Consider the following 18,000-nt stretch of genomic DNA (forward strand, 5'->3'; position numbering starts at 1 on the left):
GGGCGACACAGCTGCGAGGTCGAGACAATAGCATTATGCCAGCCCAGATAACTGCGAGCGCCAGCAAAAGCGGCAGCTGTCTGCGGGATCACTTCCTGCTGGCGATGCCGAGCCTGTCCGAGGGTATCTTTTCCCAGAGCATCACCTATATCTGTGAGCACGGCGAGGCCGGCGCCATGGGTATCGTGATCAACCAGCCGCTGGACCTCAGTGTGGCGGAGATTTTCGACCACCTGGATATCGAAAGCCGCACCGACTTCGCCGACGAGCCGGTCATGGCAGGCGGGCCGGTGCAACTCGATCACGGCTTCGTGCTGCATCGCCGCGGCGCGCAGAGTTGGGAAGCAAGCCTGCAGGTAACCCCGGAGATTACTCTGACCACATCGCGCGATGTCCTGCGCGCGATAGCCGAGGGCAGTGGCCCGCAGGAGCATCTGATCGCGCTGGGCTACGCCGGCTGGACCGCCGGACAGCTGGAGCAGGAGTTGACCGCGAACAGCTGGCTGACCATACCCGCCGACAGTGAAATCATTTTCTCCACGCCCTGGCACGCGCGCCTGTCAGCCGCGGCAGCCCAGCTGGGAATAGACATGAACCTGATCTCCGCCCAGGCAGGGCATGCCTGAGCAGCAAGCCGCGCCGCTACCTGCCACTGTGCTGGCATTCGACTACGGCTTGCGCCAGATCGGTGTCGCGGTGGGCAACAGTGTGTTCGGGACCACTCAGCCGCTGGCCGTCCTGCGAGCCCGCGACGGCATACCCAACTGGCCTGCGCTGGAGGCACTGGTGGCCCAGTGGCAACCGCAGCTGCTGGTGGTGGGAGACCCGCTGAACATGGACGGCAGCGTCAGCGAACTGGCGACCCGGGCCCGCAAGTTCGGCCGGCGCCTGGAGGGCCGCCTGGGGCTGCCGGTGGCCATGACCGACGAACGCCTCAGCAGCCGGGCGGCCAAGAGCGAACAGCGGGAACGGGGTCATCGGGGCGACTACAAGGCCGTTCCGGTAGACAGCCACGCCGCCGAACTGATCCTGCTGACCTGGTTGCGACAGCACGGGCGCTAGGGCCAATGGCACTTGCTTTGGCTCGCTCCGGAAGTAGGTCGGCGTCCTGGGAGGGTGCTTCCGAGACCGTATGCGACATGGATGCGCGGGGCCGCCTAGGCATCCGAGCCCCCACGGAAGGGTTCACGGCGTGTCTCGGAAGCACCCTCCCAGGATGTCGACCGGGCCACGAAGTCCCAAAGCTCTAAAGTAAGTGTCATTGGCCCTAGCGGCGCGTATGACTGCCGCCTTTGGACTGATCGAAACTCAGCTCGCCACCATCGGCCGGACTGCCCTGCCTGCCCCGTTCATACATCTTGATCATCAGCCGCACTTCATTCGCCGAATCGGCGAAGCGCATCGCATCGTCCTGCGATATCAGGTTTTCCTTGTAGGCCTTGAACAGGGACTGGTCGAGGGTCTGCATACCCAGCTCAGTGGACTTGGCCATCAGATCCTTGATCAGGTGCACCTCGCCCTTACGGATATACTCCTGCACCAGGGGCGTGTTCAGCAGCACCTCCACCACCGGAGTGCGGCCCTTGCCATCCTTGCGCGGCAGCAGTTGCTGCGCCACCATCGCCTTCAGGTTCAGGGACAGGTCCATCCAGACCTGAGTGTGCAGCTGGGCCGGAAAGAAGCTCTGGATGCGGTCCAACGCCTGGTTGGCATTATTGGCATGCAGGGTACACAGACACAGATGACCGGTTTCCGCGAAGGTCAGGGCCTGGGCCATGGTCTCCGCCGTGCGCACCTCGCCAATCAGGATCACGTCTGGCGCCTGGCGCAGCATGTTCTTCAGTGCCACGTCGAAGGACTCGGTATCGATCCCGACCTCCCGCTGGGTGACGATGCAGTTGGCGTGGTCGTGGATAAACTCGATCGGGTCTTCAATGCTGATGATATGGCCGCGGCTGTTGTGGTTGCGATGGCCCACCATGGCTGCCAGCGAGGTGGACTTGCCGGTGCCTGTTGCGCCGACGAAAATAACCAGGCCGCGCTTGGTCATCGCCAGATCCTTGACGATGGGTGGCAGACCCAGCTCTTCGATTCCCGGTATCCGGGTCTCGATCCGGCGCAGCACCATGCCGACACTGCCCCGCTCCACCAGTGCGCTGACGCGGAACCGTCCCACCCCCGTAACTGACAATGCAAAGTTGCACTCACGGGTATTGAGGAACTCCTGACGCTGCGCCTCTGTCATCGTCGACAGCACCAGCTCCCGGGTAACTGCCGGCGACAACCTGTCGCTGGACAGCGGGTGAATCTGACCGTCAACCTTGATGCTGACAGCGGCCCCCGGCATGATAAAGCCATCCGAGGCACCGTCTTTGACCATCCGGCGGAGCAGCTCTTCGATCTTCATCGTTTCCTTTCCTTGGCCGGCCATTCAAGGACCGGCGCTGTGCTGTAATGGAATCTGGCAGACCAGCCCTCATCCGGCGGCGGCAAAACCGGAGCGACTGCTAGAAGTTTTCCGGCATGCGCGCCTTTTCCCTGGCGACCTCGCGGTTGATCGTGCGGTTGTCCACCAGTTTTTGCAGACACTGATCCATGGTCTGCATGCCCAGCGCGTGGCCGGTCTGGATCGCAGAGTACATTTGTGCCACCTTGTCCTCACGGATAAGGTTGCGAATGGCCGAGGTGCCACGCATCACCTCGTGGGCCGCGACCCGGCCGCCGGTAGCGCGCTTGAGCAGGGTCTGGGAGATCACTGCCTGCAACGACTCGGACAACATCGAGCGTACCATCGCCTTCTCCGCGGCCGGAAATACATCCACCACCCGGTCGATGGTCTTGGCGGCAGAGGTGGTGTGCAGCGTGCCGAACACCAGGTGGCCGGTTTCCGCTGCGGTCAGTGCCAGACGGATGGTTTCCAGGTCGCGCATCTCACCCACCAGGATGATGTCCGGGTCCTCCCGCAATGCCGAGCGCAGCGCCTCGGCAAAGCCCAGGGTATCCCGGTGTACCTCGCGCTGGTTGACCAGGCATTTCTTGCTGTCGTGCACAAACTCGATCGGGTCCTCGATGGTGAGGATATGCTCGTACTTGTTGTCATTGATGAAGTCGATCATCGCCGCCAGGGTAGTGGACTTGCCCGAACCGGTGGGGCCCGTCACCAGCACCAGGCCGCGCGGCATCATCGAGATGTCCCGGAACACCTGGCCCATGCCCAGGTCTTCCATGGTCAGCACCTTCGAGGGAATGGTCCGGAACACACCGCCCGCACCGCGGTTCTGGTTGAAGGCATTGACCCGGAAACGCGCCACCCCGGGGACCTCGAAGGAGAAGTCCGTCTCCAGGAACTCCTCGTAGTCCTTGCGCTGCTTGTCGTTCATGATGTCGTAGATCAGGTCGTGGACCTGCTTGTGTTCCATCGGCGGCAGGTTGATGCGCCGCACATCACCGTCCACCCGGATCATCGGTGGCAGGCCGGCCGACAGGTGCAGGTCCGAAGCGCCCTGCTTGGCACTGAACGCGAGCAGTTCTGTAATATCCACTGTTGCTTTTCCCCCTCGAAGCGGTCCTGTTTTGTCCTCGCCTGCAGGGGCCGCAATCCGCTACCATGGCAACCATGGAATCCGACACGCTCAGGCTCAACATCGAATCTGTACTCGAAAGAGTACGACTCGCGGCCCGAAAAAGCCAGCGCCCGGACCAGGCCGTGCAGCTGCTGGCGGTCAGTAAAACCAGGCCGGCGGAGGACATTCGTCGGGCCGCCGCGCTGGGCCTGAGCGATTTTGGCGAAAACTATCTGCAGGAGGCGCTGGAGAAGATCGACCAGCTGCGGGATCTGGACGGTCTGCGCTGGCACTTCATCGGCCCGATCCAGTCCAATAAAACCCGCCTTATCGCCGAACATTTCCACTGGGTGCACAGCGTGGATCGGTTGAAGATAGCGCAGCGGCTCAGCGACCAGCGCCCGGCCGCAATGCCGGAGCTGCAGCTGTGCCTGCAAGTCAACATTTCCGGCGAGCAGAGCAAGTCCGGGGTCAGCCTGGAGCAGCTGCCGGAGCTGGCCCACGCTGTATTGCCGCTGCCGCGCCTGCGTCTGCGCGGCCTGATGGCAATTCCAGCCGCCACTGCCGACCCGGACGTCCAGCGAGCGGCGTTCGCCGCACTGCGCGGCGCGCTGCAACAACTGCAACGGGACGCGCCACAGCTGGATACGCTCTCCATGGGCATGTCCGGTGACCTTGAGGCCGCCATCGCTGAGGGGGCAACCGTCGTGCGGGTGGGCACCGATATCTTTGGCCCGCGCCAGGCAACTGCGGCTGACGGGTGATTTTGCCGCCTTCGCGCGTGTATACTGGCGCGTCCCGATTGACTGACACAACAGTGGAATACAATGTCCCTGGACACTGCCATCATTACTTTCGTCGGTGCCGGCAACATGGCATCGAGCATCATTGGCGGCCTGCTGGAAAGCGGCCACCGGCCGGCAGCGCTGCGCGCTGCTGATCCGTCCCCCGAGAATCTGGCGCGGCTGCGCAAGCTGGGGGATATCGAGCTATTCGAGGATAACGCCACCGCCTGCGAGGATGCCACGGTGGTGATCCTCGCAGTCAAGCCGCAGGTGATGGCTGCCGCCATGGCCAGTGTGCGGGACCAGGTGTGCGCCAGCAATGCGCTGGTCATCTCCATCGCCGCGGGTACCACCATCGCCAGCATGCAGGCCGGCCTGGGCGAACAGACCGCGATTGTTCGCTGCATGCCCAATACCCCGGCCCTGCTGGGTGCCGGGGCCACCGCGCTGCACGCCAGCGAACAGGTGGACCCGGCACAGCGGGAACTTGCGGAAACGATTCTCGCCGCGGTCGGCATTGTGGAATGGGTGCCCGCCGAGGCCGACCTGGACGCGATTACTGCGCTCTCGGGCAGCGGCCCCGCCTACTTTTTCCTGTTCATGGAAGCAATGATTGAAGCGGGCTGCAGGATGGGTCTGAGCCGGAACTGCGCCACCGCAATGACCCGGCAGACGGCTCTTGGCGCTGCCCGCATGGCCATGGAAAGCGATGTCGACCTGGCTGAACTGCGGCGCCGGGTCACCAGTCCGGGCGGGACCACTGAACGGGCGGTGCAGCGCTTCGAGGCCGACGGCCTGTCCGCGCTGGTGCAGGCAGCCATGGATGCCGCCCGGGAACGGGCAGCGGAGATGGGCGCGGGCGGGGAGGCTGCGAACTGATGGGCGCCCTTACTGAGATTGCCAGCTATCTGGCCCAGACCGTTCTCACCCTGGCCCTGATCGCGGTGCTGCTGCGCTTTCTGCTGCAGGTCGTACGCGCGGATTTCTACAACCCCATCAGCCAGTTCCTGGTCAGGCTCACCAATCCGCTGGTACTGCCACTGCGCCGTATCGTGCCGGGACTGGGCGGCCTGGATCTGTCCTGCCTGCTGCTGGCCCTGCTGCTGCAACTGGCGGCGATCGTCCTGCTGCTGATGCTCCATGGGGCGAGCCTGCCCAACCCGGCCCTGCTGATGGCCTGGTCGGCACTGGGAGTGGTCGGCCTGGTAGTCAACATCTACTTTTTCGCGCTGCTGGCCATGATCATCATCAGCTGGGTAGCCCCCGCCAGCCGCCATCCGGCCCTGCTGCTGCTGTTTCAGCTGACCGAGCCGGTGATGGCGCCATTCCGACGCATGCTGCCCAATATGGGCGGACTGGATTTCTCCCCGATCCTGGTTTTCATCCTGATCAACATTATCCAAATTGCACTGCGCCACATGGCAGCGGGCATGGCCCTGCACCCGGCTCTGGTCATCGGGATCTGATTGCCGGAACAATGACTTCATCCAGTGTCGGCATCGTCACGCCCCGGCGGGCGCAGTTCAGCGAAGCCCTGAGGCTGGCCTGTGGCCGGGTGCTGCAGAACTATGAACTGGTCTACGAAACCTACGGCAGTCTCAATGCCGAGCGCTCCAACGCAATTCTCATCTGTCATGCCCTGAGTGGGCATCATCACGCTGCCGGCTATCACAGTCCGGAGGACCGCAAGCCGGGCTGGTGGGATGAATGCATCGGTCCGGGCAAACCAGTGGATACCAACCATTTCTTCGTGGTCAGCCTCAACAACCTGGGCGGCTGTCACGGCTCCACCGGACCCACCAGCATCAACCCGGAGACCGGCCAGGTCTGGGGGCCGGACTTCCCGGCGCTGCGGGTAAGGGACTGGGTCCACAGCCAGGCACGGCTGGCAGACTATCTGGGAATAGAGTGCTGGGCCGCGGTGATCGGTGGCAGCCTTGGGGGCATGCAGGCAATGCGCTGGGCCCTGCTGTATCCGGACCGGTTGCGCCACTGCGTGGTGATCGCCTCGGCGCTGAAACTGAGTGCCCAGAATATTGCCTTCAACGAGATCGCCCGCCAGGCCATACAGGCTGATCCCGGCTTCGCCGGCGGCCACTACCTGCGCGAGGAGACGCTGCCCGCCCAGGGTCTGGCACTGGCGCGCATGGTCGGCCATATCACCTATCTGTCGGACGATGCGATGGCCAACAAGTTCGGCCGCGACCTGCGTTCGGGCAGCCTGGAACTGGGCGGGGAGCAGGGTGCCGAGTTCCAGGTGCAGAGCTATCTGCGCTACCAGGGCAGCCAGTTTTCCGGCAGCTTCGATGCCAATACCTATATCCTGATGACCCGGGCACTGGATTACTTTGATCTGGCCCGCGAATACGGCGATGACCCGGTGGCCGCCTTCAGCGGCGCCCGCTGCAGCTTCCTGGTACTGTCCTTTTCCACCGACTGGCGCTTTTCGCCGCGGCGCTCCCGTGAGATCGTCGACGCGCTGATCGCGACGGACCGGCCGGTCACCTATGCCGAAATACAGGCCGACGGGGGCCACGACGCCTTCCTGATGCCGATACCGCGCTACCTGCAGTTGCTTGCCGCCTATCTGCAGCGGGTAAGGAGCGAGTCAGATGCGGCTTGACCTGACCCATATCCAGCGTTGGATAGACCCGGGCTCCCGGGTGCTGGACCTGGGCTGTGGCGATGGTGAATTCCTGCAACGACTGCAACAGGAGCGGGACGTGCGCGGCCTGGGGCTGGAAATAGACCCGGACAACATTACCGCAGCGGTGGCCCGCGGCCTCAACGTCGTCGAACAGAATATGGACCGGGGATTGCCGAACTTTCCCGACCAGAGCTTCGACACCGTGGTGATGGCCCACGCGCTGCAGGCGGTGCACTTTCCGGACAAGGTGCTGGAAGAGATGCTGCGTATCGGGCGCCAGGGCATTGTCACCTTCCCCAACTTCGGTCACTGGAGCTGCCGGCTGTACCTGGGCTCCCGCGGCCGCATGCCGGTATCCCGCTTCATGCCCTATAGCTGGTACGATACACCCAATATCCATTTTTGCACGGTACGGGACTTCGAGGCGCTCTGCGAAGAGCGCGGGATCCGTATCCTGGCCCGGGACATGGTGGGCAACACCGAGCGCAAGCCGCTGCTGGCGAGCGCCTGGCCCAATCTGTTCGCGATCACCGCCATCTACCTGATAAGCCGCTGATATGAAACCATTTCGTCTCCACCTGCTCGCCCTGGCCCTGTCCGCGCTGGCAGCCGCCACCGCCCATGGGCAGCAGTCCGAGCGTTTCGGACCCTATGAGCTGCACTACAGTGTGGTCAACACCACCTTCCTGCAGCCAGAGGTCGCAGCCGGTTACGGGATTACCCGGGGCAAGAAACGGGCGATTCTCAATCTGGCCGTGCGGGAGTTGACCGACGAGGGCAGCGAACCCCGCAGCATGCAATTGCAGGGACGCACCCGCGACCTGATCCATGCCCAGGACCTGGAATTCCAGGAAGTGCGGGAGGGCGCCGCCATCTACTACATCGCCGAGTTCAGTTTCATCAACGAAGAGTGGCGTTTTTTTGAGGTGGATTTCCGGCCTCAGGGCAGCAGTGAGAGCTACCGCTTCGAGTACAAGCACCAGCTGTATATCAACTGATGGCCGCCCCCCTGCAAACCGTCGTACTCGCCAGCGGCAATCCCGGCAAACTGGCGGAACTGGCGGGTATTCTGGAGCCGCTGGGCCTGTCGCTGCGGCCGCAGTCTGACTACGGTGTACCCGAGGTAGAGGAAACCGGCCTGAGCTTTGTCGAGAATGCAATCCTGAAGGCGCGGGCCGCCGCCCGGCACAGCGGCCTGCCGGCGATCGCCGACGATTCCGGGCTGGAAGTGGACTATCTGCGGGGTGCCCCGGGCATTCATTCCGCCCGCTACTCCGGCGGCGGCGACAGTGCCAACAACGACAAGCTGCTGGCGGCGCTGGAGGGCGTGCCGGCCCCACAGCGCAGCGCCCGCTATCAGTGCCTGCTGGTCTACCTGCGTCACGAACTGGACCCCACTCCGCTGATCTGCCAGGGCAGCTGGGAGGGCCGCATCCTGAGCAGCCCCCGCGGCAGCGGCGGCTTCGGCTATGACCCGCTGTTTGAAGTCCCTGAGCTGGGTTGCAGCGCCGCCGAGCTGGACCCGGCCAGGAAAAACCGGATAAGCCACCGGGCGCTGGCCTGTGCCCGGCTGGCGGAAGCCCTGCGGCGGCGCTGATGCCACTGCCGCAACTGCCGCCGCTGGGCCTGTACATTCATCTGCCCTGGTGCGAGCGCAAGTGCCCGTATTGCGATTTCAACTCACACGAAGCCGGCCTCATTCCAGAGCTGGCCTACGTGGACTGCCTGCTGGCCGACCTGGAGGCCGATCTGGAGCTCGCCCAGGGACGCGAGATCAGCACACTGTTCATTGGCGGCGGCACCCCCAGCCTGTTCAGTGCAGCGGCCATCGCCCGGCTGCTGCAGGGTGTGGCCACCCGCCTGCCACTGGCCGCGGATCTCGAGGCCACCATGGAGGCCAATCCCGGCAGCGCCGAGGCAGAGAAGTTTGCCGGTTTTCGCGCCGCCGGCATCAACCGTTTGTCACTGGGGATACAGTCATTCCAGGATATCCAGCTGCAGGCCCTGGGACGGGTGCACAACAGCGACCAGGCCCACGCCGCCATCGCCGCGGCCCGCAGCGCCGGCTTTGATCGCCTGAACCTGGACCTGATGCACGGCCTGCCCGGCCAGGATGCAAAGCTGGCACTGCGGGATCTGGCAACGGCCACCGGCTACCAGACCGGCCACCTGTCCTGGTACCAGCTGACTATCGAAGCCAACACCGTATTTCACAAATATCCGCCGCTACTGCCGGTGGAGGATGCGCTGGCGGATATCCAGGATGCGGGTGAAACCTTGCTGCGGGGCGCTGGCTTCAGCCAGTACGAGGTCTCGGCCTGGGCCGGCCGGGGCCAGCAATGCCGCCACAACCTGAACTACTGGCAGTTTGGCGACTATCTGGGCATCGGTGCCGGCGCCCACGGCAAGATCAGTTTTGCCGATGGCCGGATCATGCGCTGTGCCAAGCGGCGCCAACCGGAGGCTTACATGAACGCGGCTGCGGGCCAGCACCGGGCGCAGCAGCAGTGGCTGGATGCGGCCGAACTGCCGGGCGAATTCGTTCTCAACGCGCTGCGCCTGGAGACGGGTTTTACCCTGCAACAGTTCAGCGAGCGCACCGGCTTGCCCGCAGCGGCTTTGCAGCCGGCACTGGATTCACTGCTGCAGCGGGAGCTGTTGCAGTGCGACGACGACAGCCGTATCTGCGCCAGTCCGTTGGGGTGGCGTTTTCTGGATTCGGTGATTATGGAGTTTCTGCCGGGGCAGACGGTATCGGGGTGAACACAAGCTCACTGGGAGCGTGCCTGCGGCGCAGAAGCTGGGAGTCTATCAGGCCCCCGACTGCCGGCCTGGCGGCTCGTGCCGGAAAACCAGATCCCATACCCCGTGACCCAGGCGCTCGCCGCGCAACTCAAACTTTGTCAACGGCCGCTGCTCCGGGCGCGGCGCATAATTGCCGGCGCCCGCGGTATTGACCAGCTGTGGCGTGGCGGACAACACCTCCAGCATTTGCCGGGCGTAATCCTCCCAATCGGTTGCAAGATGCAGGATACCGCCCGGCTTCAGGTGGTGGCGAAGCCGGTCCGTGAACGCGGGCTGGATCAGGCGCCGCTTGTGGTGGCGCGCCTTGTGCCAGGGATCGGGAAAGAAGATCTGGATGGTGTCCAGCGAGGCTTCGGGTATGCAGTCGCGTAGTACTTCCACCGCATCGTGGCAGTACACCCGGATATTGTCGATCCCGGCCTCGGCCATGGAGTGCAATAACTTGCCGACACCGGGCCGGTGGACCTCGATGCCGATAAAGTCCCGCTCCGGCGCCGCCGCGGCCATCGCCACCAGGGATTGCCCCATGCCAAAGCCGATCTCCAGTACGCGCGGTGCCTCGCGGCCGAACACGGCGGCAAAATTCGGCATACCATCGCTGTGGAGCAGGCCCCAGCGCTGCCAGTTTTCATCAAAGCCGCGCTGCTGGGCGGGGGTCATGCGGCCGGCGCGCAGCACGTAGCTGCGGATGGGTCGTCTGGCACCGCCGTCAGTCATGGCTCAGGGCAACAATTTCCAGCTGGCCGCGGCCAGACAGGCCCAGCCCGCGATAAAGGCCAGGCCGCCCAGCGGAGTAATGGCGCCCAGCCAGCGAATGCCGGTGAAGCTGAGCAGATACAGGCTGCCGCAAAACACCAGCAGGCCCAGCAGGAACAGCGAGCCGCTGCTGCGCAGCAAGGTGGTGCCGGGGAAACCCAGAGCCAACACACCCACTGCCAGCAGGGCCAGGGTATGGTAGAAATGGTACTGGACGGCGGTTTCAAATACGCCCATCGCCTGGGCATCCAGCCGCTCGCGCAGCGCGTGGGCACCGAAGGCTCCCAGACTGACGGCAAGGACACCACTGAGTGCCGCGCTTACAAGAAAGAATTGTCCCATCAGGTGAATCCGGCAGGGTTGGGGCGCGGCCAGAGCCACACCCGGGGTCTGAAATCAGGCGGCAATTGCGCTGCGCAGTTTTTTCATCGCGTTCTGTTCCAACTGACGGATGCGCTCGGCTGATACCTGATATTCCGCTGCCAGCTCATGCAGGGTGGCTTTTTCCTCGGCCAGCCAGCGCCGGGCGAGAATATCACGGCTGCGGTCATCGAGGCCTCCCAGGGCCAGGTACAACTGTTCTTCACTGTTTTCCTGCCAGTCGTCGGATTCCACTGACAATGCGGGATCACTGCGCAGGTCTTGCAGGTAATACTGCGGCGACTGCCAGCTGTCGTCCTCGTCCTGGTCCGGCGCCGGATCAAAGGCCACATCGCGGCTGCTGAGACGGCCCTCCATGCGCTGCACCTCGGCGATATCCACACCCAGGTCGCTGGCGACCGCCTGGACCTCTTCCGGGCTCAACCAGGCCAGACTCTTCTTGACGCTGCGGAGGTTGAAAAACAACTTGCGCTGGGCCTTGGTGGTGGCAACCTTGACGATACGCCAGTTGCGGAGGATGAACTCATGCATCTCCGCCTTGATCCAGTGCACTGCGAAAGACACCAGGCGCACGCCCTTCTCTGGATTGAAGCGCTTGACCGCTTTCATCAGTCCGACGTTGCCTTCCTGGATCAGGTCGGCCTCGGACAGACCGTAACCAGAGTAGCTGCGCGCGATATGCACCACGAAGCGAAGATGTGACATCACCAGGGCACGGGCGGCTTCCACATTGTCGTTGTAGTAGAGGTCCTCGGCCAGCTCCCGCTCCCGCTCCGGCGTCAGCAGTGGGATACTGCTGATGGCCTGTACATAGGCTGCGAGATTGGCACCAGGGACCATTTGGTCAATGGGCTGCAGGGTCTTGCTCATGCGGATTTCTCCAGATTCGATGGACCAAGTCTAGCACTCATTTTGTTAGAGTGCTAATCTCGGAAAAGTTTCGTCGCCCCCTGCGCACCCCATTTTATTTATTAATAACAAAAGCTTGGCCGCGGTGTTGCGCTATCGCGGAGCGATGCTGCCGAGGTGCCGGGATACCGCCAGCCAGGCACCGGCCAGTCCCAGCAGACCACCCAGTAGCACCAGGTTGAGGCTGCCCATGACGCCCAGTCCGCCGAGACGGAAATTGCTCTGGTAGAGCTGCGCCAGCTCCCGTACCGGCTGATCCAGGAACCACAGCGCCACCGCCACCAGCAGCGCGGCACAGACTCCGCCGCCCACGCCGTACCACAGACCGGTATAAAGGAAGGGCCGGCGCACAAAGGCATTGCTGCCACCCACCAGCTTGACGATCACGATCTCCTCCCGACGGCTCTCGATTGCGAGCCGGATGGTATTGCCCAGTATCAGCACCACACCGGCCACCAGCACCACCGCCAGCGCCAGTACCAACCGCCGGCTCAGCTCCATCGCGGAATTCAGGCGCTGCAACCAGGCCATGTCCAACACCGCTTCCGCCACCCGTTCGTCAGCGGCCAGCTGCCGATGCACAGCCTCCACCGCGATGCCGTCCGCCAGCGGCGTGACCAGCAGGACGTCCGGCAGCGGATTGCGTTCCAGACTGTCCAGTACGTCGGCGAAGCCCGACAGATCGCTGAATTCTTGCAGCGCCGCCTCCCGCGGCAGGTAGACCACCGCCTCGATATCCGCCCTTGCCGCCAGCTCGGTCCGCAGCGCCTCGCCTTCCGCGGGGTCGAGTGTATCCTTCAGGAACAGGGAGATCTGGGCCGGGCTTTCCCAGCTGTCGCTGACAGCGCGGGCATTGTCCAGTCCCACATCCAGTGCCGCGGGCAGGGCCATCGCAATGCCGATAACCAGCCAGGTCATCATGCTGGCCACGGGATTGTCCAGGATCCGGCCCAGACTGTCGGCAGCGGACTGCCGGTGATGCGCCAGCCAGGCTCGATAACGCTGCCGCAGACTGGTGCGGCTGGCGCTGGCTCCCTCGCGCCGCGGAGCGGCCGTACCCGGCCGGGAGCGCTGCACTGTCACGGGTAGCCTCCTACCAGACGCCCTTCCCGCAGGGTCAGTATGCGATGGCGCAGCCGGGAGATCAGTGCCAGATCGTGGCTGGCAATCAGCACTGTGACACCCACCTGATTGAAAGCTTCGAACAATTGCATGATTTCAGCCGACAGTGCCGGGTCCAGATTACCGGTAGGCTCGTCCGCCAGCAGGATCTTCGGCCTCGCCACCACCGCCCGGGCGATGCCGACCCGCTGCTGTTCGCCACCGGACAGGGTAACCGGCAGGGCGCGCTCGCGGGGCAACAGGCCAACCTTGTCCAGCGCCGCCCGCACCCGGCGTCCGATATCGCGCTGGTCGTAGCCGGCGATCACCAACGGCAGCGCGACGTTGTCGAATACTGTGCGGTCCAGCAACAACTGGTGATTCTGGAACACCACCCCGATATTGCGGCGGTGGCGGGGAATGCCCCGGGCCTTCACCGCAGCGAGATTCTGGCCGTCGATGATCACCTGGCCGCGAGTGGGCCGCTCCATCAGCATGATCAGCCGCAGCAGCGTGCTCTTGCCCGCCCCTGAGTGGCCGGTCAGAAATACCAGTTCATCCTGACGGATTTCAACACTGATCTCACTCAGGGCGTCATGCCCCTCCGCATAGCGTTTGCCCACACGGTCAAAGGTGATCATTCGCGCCGATCATCACCCGCGAACAGCGCCCGGATAAAGGGTTCCGCGGCAAAGGGGCGCAGGTCTTCGGCGCTTTCGCCCACACCGATGAAGCGGATCGGCAGACCGAGCTTGCGGGCGATAGCGAAGATTACGCCACCCTTGGCGGTACCATCGAGCTTGGTCAGGGTCAGGCCGGTCACGCCCACAACCTGCTGGAATTGACTGGCCTGGGCCAGTGCGTTCTGGCCGGTGCCGGCATCCAGTACCAGCATCACCTCGTGTGGCGCCTCAGGATCCAGCTTGCCCAGTACCCGCACCACCTTGCGCAACTCCTCCATCAGATTGTCCTTGTTGTGCAATCGTCCGGCGGTATCGGCAATCAGTACATCCACATTGCGGGCCCTGGCGGCCTGCAGCGCGTCGAACAGCACCGAAGCACTGTCTGCGCCGGTGTGCTGGGCGATCACCGGCACTCCGTGGCGTTCTCCCCAGACCTGTAGTTGCTCCACCGCCGCGGCGCGGAAGGTATCGCCGGCCGCCAGCATGACTGAGCGGCCCTCGGCCCGGTAGCGGTGGGCCAGTTTGCCGATGGTCGTGGTCTTGCCCACCCCGTTGACCCCACCATCAGGATCACAAAGGGTGTCTTGCCACCGACCTGCAGAGGCTGCTCACAACGCTGCAGCAATTCCTGCAACTCCTCCTGCAGCGCAGTCTCCAGCGCCTCGGGACGGGTCAGTTCCCGCCGTGACACACGCTGGGTGAGACGACCGATAATCTCCACGGTTGCCTCGACACCGACATCCGCCAGCAGCAACCGCGATTCCAGTTCCTCCAGCAGGTCCTCGTCGATTTCCTTGCGCCCCAGAAACAAGGTGCCCAGGCCCTGCACCAGATTATCGCTGGTGCGCCCCAATCCGCGCCGCAGGCGGGCGAAGAAACCTGCCTCCTCTGTGTCCCTCTCTGCGGGCGTGGCGGGGGCAGCGGGCTCTGTGGCCACCACTGGCTCATCCTCTGCCGGCGTCGGTACCAGGGCGTCCGGGGCCGGCACCGGGGTGGCGACGACCGGCTCGGCGGCATGCTCGCTGGCAGCAGCCGGCGGCGGCCCGGCTTCACGCGCGGTGTCGGCGGCTTCGCGGGCGTCAGGCCCAGCGGCATCATCCGCAGGCTTTTTACGTTTGAAAAATTTCATAACTGTCGTGCTGCGTGTCCTGCGAGGTGATATCGTCAGCCATCTTGACGGCGCCGTCAGTGCGCAATGAGACGTCTGGAAGACTGGCTATCCTATCACTCTTGGACGGGACGGAGAAATGGCAGGCAAGCGCTCCCAGGGGCGGCAACAGGTGTCCGCCGGGCGCAACACGCTGCGCATTATAGGCGGCCGCTGGCGCAGCCGGCGCCTCGATTTCGTGGCCAGCGAAGGCCTGCGCCCGACCACCGACCGGGTGCGCGAGACGCTGTTCAACTGGCTGGCTGGCGCAATTCGTGGCGCCCGCTGCGCCGACCTGTTCAGTGGCAGTGGCGCGCTGGGACTGGAGGCCTTGTCCCGCGGCGCAGCGCACTGCGACTTTGTCGACACCCACCGGGCCAGTGTAGAAGCAGTGCGACGGCACCTGCGCGATCTGCGTGCCGAAGACCAGGCGGCCTGCCATCACTGCAGTGCCGGAACCTTCCTGGCTCGCGGCAGCGAGCGCTTCGACATCGTGTTTCTGGATCCTCCCTTCGGCCAGGAGCTGGTGGCCCCAGCTGGGAGCTTCTGCAAAACCACGACCGGCTGAACCCGGAAGCGTTTATTTACGTTGAAACGGCGACCAGCGATGCCCTTCCTCCGGCGCCCGGGGAGTGGCAACTGTACCGCGATAAAACCGCCGGCGCGGTGAATTACCGGCTGTATCGTTACCAGCCCTGAGGGCAGGCACGGGTTTGCACAAGCAACAGTGAGTGTTTACCATCCGGTCCGGCATCCTGATCGCGAGTCCCGCAATGAAAACCCATACCGTGATTTACCCCGGCACCTTCGACCCGATTACCAACGGTCACGTGGATCTGACCGAGCGCGCGGCGCGGCTGTTTGGCAAGGTGGTGGTCGCCATCGCCCACAGCGAGAAAAAGACGCCCCTGTTTTCGCTGGAGGAAAGGGTGGAGTTGTGCCGCAACTGCCTGCAACATCTGGACAACGTGGAGGTAGTGGGTTTCAGCAACCTTTTGATCGAGTTCGCCCACAGCCAGGGCTCGCGCTGTGTGCTGCGGGGGCTGCGGGCGGTGGCAGATTTTGAATACGAATTCCAGCTCGCCAATATGAACCGGGCGATGGACCCGGAGTTCGAGAGCGTTTTCCTGACCCCCTCGGAGCACCTGTCCTACATATCGTCGTCGCTGGTGCGGGAGATCGCATCGCTGCAGGGTGATATCACAGCCTTCGTACCGGCCCCGGTGGCCCGCGCATTGCAGGCCAAATTCAAAAGCTAGGAGATCTAAACCTTACTTCAGGAGATTTTGGACTTCGTAGCCCGGTCAACGTCCTGGGAGGGTGCTTTCGAGACACGCCGTGAACCCATCCATGGGGGCTCGGTTGCAGCATCCATGCTGCAAACGGTCTCGAAAGCACCCTCCCAGGACGCTGACCTTACACCGGCGTGTGTCCAGGATGAACACTACTGACCGTGAACTACATCCCTTCCTTACGCTCGCGGTGGCGCTCGATGTCCTTGTTGGTGTAACCGGGCTCACGGCAGCCCAGGCAGCGCAGGAAGGTGGTTTCCGCCGGCCCCACCATCAGGGTTTCCGCGGCTTCGCCGGCGTGGCCGGCCATCAGCGTAAAGGGCAGGCTGACAATCCATGCAGCGGTGCCGCCGACGGTCATCACCAGGCCCAGCGGCCGGGCGATCAGCAAATCGCCCACCATTTCTCCCGCGGAGGGGCTTTCATCAATGGCCTCCTGGGTCCAGCCCAGCTGGGACAGGCCCAGGCAGCCCACCAGGGTGAGGGCCGTGAGGCGGCGCAGTCTGCTGTTTGTTTTCATCTTCCACTCCCCGGACCACTGCGGTCCCTCCGGCTTGGGTGCCTTGAAAGAGTACTATAGCCTGTTCAGTGCTGACAGGCCACGCAATAGACCGTGGTGCGCTGGCCCAGCCGGGACTCCCGCAACGGTGCCTGGCAGCGCTTGCAGGGCTGACCACCCCGGCCGTAGACAAACAGTTGCTGGGCAAAATAACCGGGCTTGCCATCTCCGCCAACAAAGTTCCGTAGTGTTGTGCCACCCTGGTCTATAGCAGAAGTGAGCACTTGCTTTATCCGCTCCGCCAGGCATTCGTAGCGAGCCAGGGATATGCGTCCCGCGGCCCGCTGCGGGTGGATGCCGGCCAGAAACAGCGCTTCGTTGGCGTAAATATTACCGACACCCACCACCGTGCGTGCGTCCATGATGAAGGTCTTGACCGCGCTGCGACGGCCGCGGGAACGCCGGTACAGCAGCTCTCCCGAGAATGCCTCCAGCAGCGGTTCCGGCCCCAGGTGCTGCAGCAGCGGATGGTCCTCACCGGGCGGCAGCCACAGCATGCAGCCGAAGCGGCGCGGATCGTTGAAGCGCAGCCGGTCACCGCTGGCCAGTACAATGTCCACATGGTCGTGGCGCTGCGCCGGATGGGCATCACGGATCACGCGCAGTGAGCCGGACATGCCCAGGTGCACCAGCAGGCTGCCGCCGGCGGTGTGGAACAGCAGGTATTTGGCGCGCCGCTCCACTGCGGCGATGGATTGCCCCTGCAGCCGTGCCGGCAGCTCGGCCGGCACCGGCCAGCGCAGCCTGGGCTCGCGGACCTCGACCCGGACGATCCGCTGGCCGATGCTCCAGGGCTCGACCCCGCGGCGGGTGGTCTCCACTTCCGGCAATTCAGGCATAAAAAACCCCGGTAGTGGCCGGGGTCTCACGGGTACAGGCATCAGGCGGACCTTTACTTGATCTTGCCTTCCTTGTACATCACGTGCTTGCGTACCACCGGATCATACTTCTTCATTTCCAGCTTGTCGGGGGTGGTGCGCTTGTTCTTGTCAGTGGTATAGAAATGGCCGGTACCGGCTGACGAAATCATTCTGATCTTGTCTCTCATGGCTCTGCTCCTTCAGCTGTCGCCGCTCAGACCCTGATGCCGCTGGCGCGAATGTCGCCCAGGACCTGGTCAATGCCTTTTTTGTCGATGATGCGCATGCCCTTGCTGGACACGCGCAGGGTCACAAATCGCTTCTCGGATTCAATCCAGAACCGGTGGTGGTGCAGGTTCGGCAAAAAACGGCGGCGGGTGCGGTTCTTTGCGTGGGATACGTTGTTTCCGGTGACCGGGCGCTTGCCGGTGACCTGACAGACTCTTGCCATGATTGCCTCTCCCATTACTACGGGAACTGTTTTAGTGGTATGGCCAGGCTCGTCTTCAGGG

Annotated in this window: 24 protein-coding genes and 1 pseudogene; 13 read left to right on the forward strand and 12 right to left on the reverse strand. The window is 63.8% G+C overall.

Annotated features, from left to right (window positions below; genetic code table 11):
- Positions 1-35 precede the first annotated feature (35 nt).
- Both G3T16_RS09030 and ruvX read left to right on the forward strand, forming a co-directional pair.
- Entirely contained in the window at positions 36-626 is a 591-nt protein-coding gene (locus G3T16_RS09030; RefSeq protein ID WP_163494801.1) for a YqgE/AlgH family protein, read from the forward strand.
- Positions 619-1,062, forward strand: a complete 444-nt coding sequence (gene ruvX, locus G3T16_RS09035) for a Holliday junction resolvase RuvX (protein WP_163494803.1) — start codon at positions 619-621, stop codon at positions 1,060-1,062. The genes G3T16_RS09030 and ruvX overlap by 8 nt, the downstream gene beginning before the upstream one ends.
- 205 nt (positions 1,063-1,267) lie before the next feature.
- On the opposite strand, the gene G3T16_RS09040 is transcribed toward ruvX, so the two are convergent.
- Both G3T16_RS09040 and G3T16_RS09045 read right to left on the reverse strand, forming a co-directional pair.
- Positions 1,268-2,407 carry a PilT/PilU family type 4a pilus ATPase gene (locus tag G3T16_RS09040; RefSeq protein WP_163494806.1) on the reverse strand — a complete coding sequence of 380 codons (1,140 nt, stop codon included), beginning with the start codon at positions 2,405-2,407 and terminating at the stop codon, positions 1,268-1,270.
- Positions 2,408-2,507: 100 nt separating this feature from the next.
- Positions 2,508-3,542, reverse strand: a complete 1,035-nt coding sequence (locus G3T16_RS09045) for a type IV pilus twitching motility protein PilT (protein WP_163494808.1) — start codon at positions 3,540-3,542, stop codon at positions 2,508-2,510.
- Between the two features lie 74 nt (positions 3,543-3,616).
- Here G3T16_RS09045 and G3T16_RS09050 point away from each other — a divergent pair, with 74 nt between their 5' ends.
- The 8 genes from G3T16_RS09050 (at position 3,617) to hemW (ending at position 9,758) form a co-directional block, all read left to right on the forward strand.
- Entirely contained in the window at positions 3,617-4,327 is a 711-nt protein-coding gene (locus G3T16_RS09050) for a YggS family pyridoxal phosphate-dependent enzyme (RefSeq protein ID WP_163497034.1), read from the forward strand.
- 63 nt (positions 4,328-4,390) lie between these two features.
- On the forward strand, positions 4,391-5,227 hold the full coding sequence (gene proC, locus G3T16_RS09055; protein WP_163494810.1) for a pyrroline-5-carboxylate reductase: 837 nt from the start codon (positions 4,391-4,393) through the stop codon (positions 5,225-5,227).
- Positions 5,227-5,814, forward strand: a complete 588-nt coding sequence (locus tag G3T16_RS09060) for a YggT family protein (protein WP_163494812.1) — start codon at positions 5,227-5,229, stop codon at positions 5,812-5,814. The genes proC and G3T16_RS09060 overlap by 1 nt, the downstream gene beginning before the upstream one ends.
- 11 nt (positions 5,815-5,825) lie before the next feature.
- Complete coding sequence (metX, locus tag G3T16_RS09065) at positions 5,826-6,971, forward strand: homoserine O-succinyltransferase MetX (protein WP_408610740.1); 1,146 nt, start codon at positions 5,826-5,828, stop codon at positions 6,969-6,971.
- On the forward strand, positions 6,961-7,551 hold the full coding sequence (gene metW, locus G3T16_RS09070; RefSeq protein WP_163494814.1) for a methionine biosynthesis protein MetW: 591 nt from the start codon (positions 6,961-6,963) through the stop codon (positions 7,549-7,551). Before metX ends, metW begins: the two co-directional genes overlap by 11 nt.
- A gap of 1 nt (position 7,552) precedes the next feature.
- On the forward strand, positions 7,553-7,993 hold the full coding sequence (locus G3T16_RS09075; protein WP_163494815.1) for a DUF4426 domain-containing protein: 441 nt from the start codon (positions 7,553-7,555) through the stop codon (positions 7,991-7,993).
- Positions 7,993-8,592, forward strand: a complete 600-nt coding sequence (rdgB, locus tag G3T16_RS09080) for an RdgB/HAM1 family non-canonical purine NTP pyrophosphatase (protein WP_163494816.1) — start codon at positions 7,993-7,995, stop codon at positions 8,590-8,592. Before G3T16_RS09075 ends, rdgB begins: the two co-directional genes overlap by 1 nt.
- Positions 8,592-9,758 carry a radical SAM family heme chaperone HemW gene (hemW, locus tag G3T16_RS09085; protein WP_163494818.1) on the forward strand — a complete coding sequence of 389 codons (1,167 nt, stop codon included), beginning with the start codon at positions 8,592-8,594 and terminating at the stop codon, positions 9,756-9,758. The genes rdgB and hemW overlap by 1 nt, the downstream gene beginning before the upstream one ends.
- Positions 9,759-9,806: 48 nt before the next feature.
- On the opposite strand, the gene trmB is transcribed toward hemW, so the two are convergent.
- The 6 genes and pseudogenes from trmB to ftsY form a co-directional block, all read right to left on the reverse strand.
- Complete coding sequence (gene trmB / locus G3T16_RS09090) at positions 9,807-10,517, reverse strand: tRNA (guanosine(46)-N7)-methyltransferase TrmB (RefSeq protein WP_163494820.1); 711 nt, start codon at positions 10,515-10,517, stop codon at positions 9,807-9,809.
- Positions 10,518-10,520: 3 nt separating this feature from the next.
- Positions 10,521-10,898 carry a DUF423 domain-containing protein gene (locus tag G3T16_RS09095; protein WP_163494822.1) on the reverse strand — a complete coding sequence of 126 codons (378 nt, stop codon included), beginning with the start codon at positions 10,896-10,898 and terminating at the stop codon, positions 10,521-10,523.
- Positions 10,899-10,952: 54 nt separating this feature from the next.
- Positions 10,953-11,807, reverse strand: coding sequence for an RNA polymerase sigma factor RpoH (gene rpoH, locus G3T16_RS09100; RefSeq protein WP_163494824.1), 855 nt, complete (start codon positions 11,805-11,807; stop codon positions 10,953-10,955).
- A 132-nt stretch (positions 11,808-11,939) separates the two neighbouring features.
- A complete protein-coding gene (ftsX, locus tag G3T16_RS09105; RefSeq protein ID WP_232059323.1) occupies positions 11,940-12,929 on the reverse strand; it encodes a permease-like cell division protein FtsX in 990 nt (329 codons plus the stop codon).
- The gene (gene ftsE / locus G3T16_RS09110; protein ID WP_163494826.1) at positions 12,926-13,588 is read right to left on the reverse strand and encodes a cell division ATP-binding protein FtsE; all 663 of its coding nucleotides are present in this window, start codon (positions 13,586-13,588) and stop codon (positions 12,926-12,928) included. Before ftsE ends, ftsX begins: the two co-directional genes overlap by 4 nt.
- Positions 13,585-14,759 (reverse strand): annotated as a pseudogene (gene ftsY / locus G3T16_RS09115) (signal recognition particle-docking protein FtsY). The gene ftsE and the pseudogene ftsY overlap by 4 nt, the downstream one beginning before the upstream one ends.
- A gap of 118 nt (positions 14,760-14,877) precedes the next feature.
- Here ftsY and rsmD point away from each other — a divergent pair.
- From rsmD to coaD, 3 genes are all read left to right on the forward strand, one after another.
- Positions 14,878-15,345, forward strand: coding sequence for a 16S rRNA (guanine(966)-N(2))-methyltransferase RsmD (gene rsmD, locus G3T16_RS09120; RefSeq protein WP_269473280.1), 468 nt, complete (start codon positions 14,878-14,880; stop codon positions 15,343-15,345).
- A gap of 14 nt (positions 15,346-15,359) precedes the next feature.
- Positions 15,360-15,476, forward strand: a complete 117-nt coding sequence (locus tag G3T16_RS22455) for a hypothetical protein (protein ID WP_269473296.1) — start codon at positions 15,360-15,362, stop codon at positions 15,474-15,476.
- Between the two features lie 74 nt (positions 15,477-15,550).
- Positions 15,551-16,036, forward strand: a complete 486-nt coding sequence (gene coaD, locus G3T16_RS09125) for a pantetheine-phosphate adenylyltransferase (RefSeq protein ID WP_163494828.1) — start codon at positions 15,551-15,553, stop codon at positions 16,034-16,036.
- A gap of 199 nt (positions 16,037-16,235) precedes the next feature.
- Here coaD and G3T16_RS09130 read toward each other — a convergent pair whose 3' ends face one another.
- From G3T16_RS09130 to rpmB, 4 genes are all read right to left on the reverse strand, one after another.
- Positions 16,236-16,589, reverse strand: coding sequence for a hypothetical protein (locus G3T16_RS09130; protein ID WP_163494830.1), 354 nt, complete (start codon positions 16,587-16,589; stop codon positions 16,236-16,238).
- Positions 16,590-16,654: 65 nt separating this feature from the next.
- Complete coding sequence (gene mutM / locus G3T16_RS09135) at positions 16,655-17,467, reverse strand: bifunctional DNA-formamidopyrimidine glycosylase/DNA-(apurinic or apyrimidinic site) lyase (protein WP_163494832.1); 813 nt, start codon at positions 17,465-17,467, stop codon at positions 16,655-16,657.
- Between the two features lie 53 nt (positions 17,468-17,520).
- The gene (gene rpmG, locus G3T16_RS09140) at positions 17,521-17,676 is read right to left on the reverse strand and encodes a 50S ribosomal protein L33 (RefSeq protein ID WP_027950179.1); all 156 of its coding nucleotides are present in this window, start codon (positions 17,674-17,676) and stop codon (positions 17,521-17,523) included.
- A gap of 26 nt (positions 17,677-17,702) precedes the next feature.
- Positions 17,703-17,939, reverse strand: a complete 237-nt coding sequence (rpmB, locus tag G3T16_RS09145) for a 50S ribosomal protein L28 (protein WP_163494834.1) — start codon at positions 17,937-17,939, stop codon at positions 17,703-17,705.
- Positions 17,940-18,000: the final 61 nt, after the last annotated feature.

It is taken from the genome of Kineobactrum salinum, assembly GCF_010669285.1.
Classification (GTDB): Bacteria; Pseudomonadota; Gammaproteobacteria; order Pseudomonadales; family Halieaceae; genus Kineobactrum; species Kineobactrum salinum.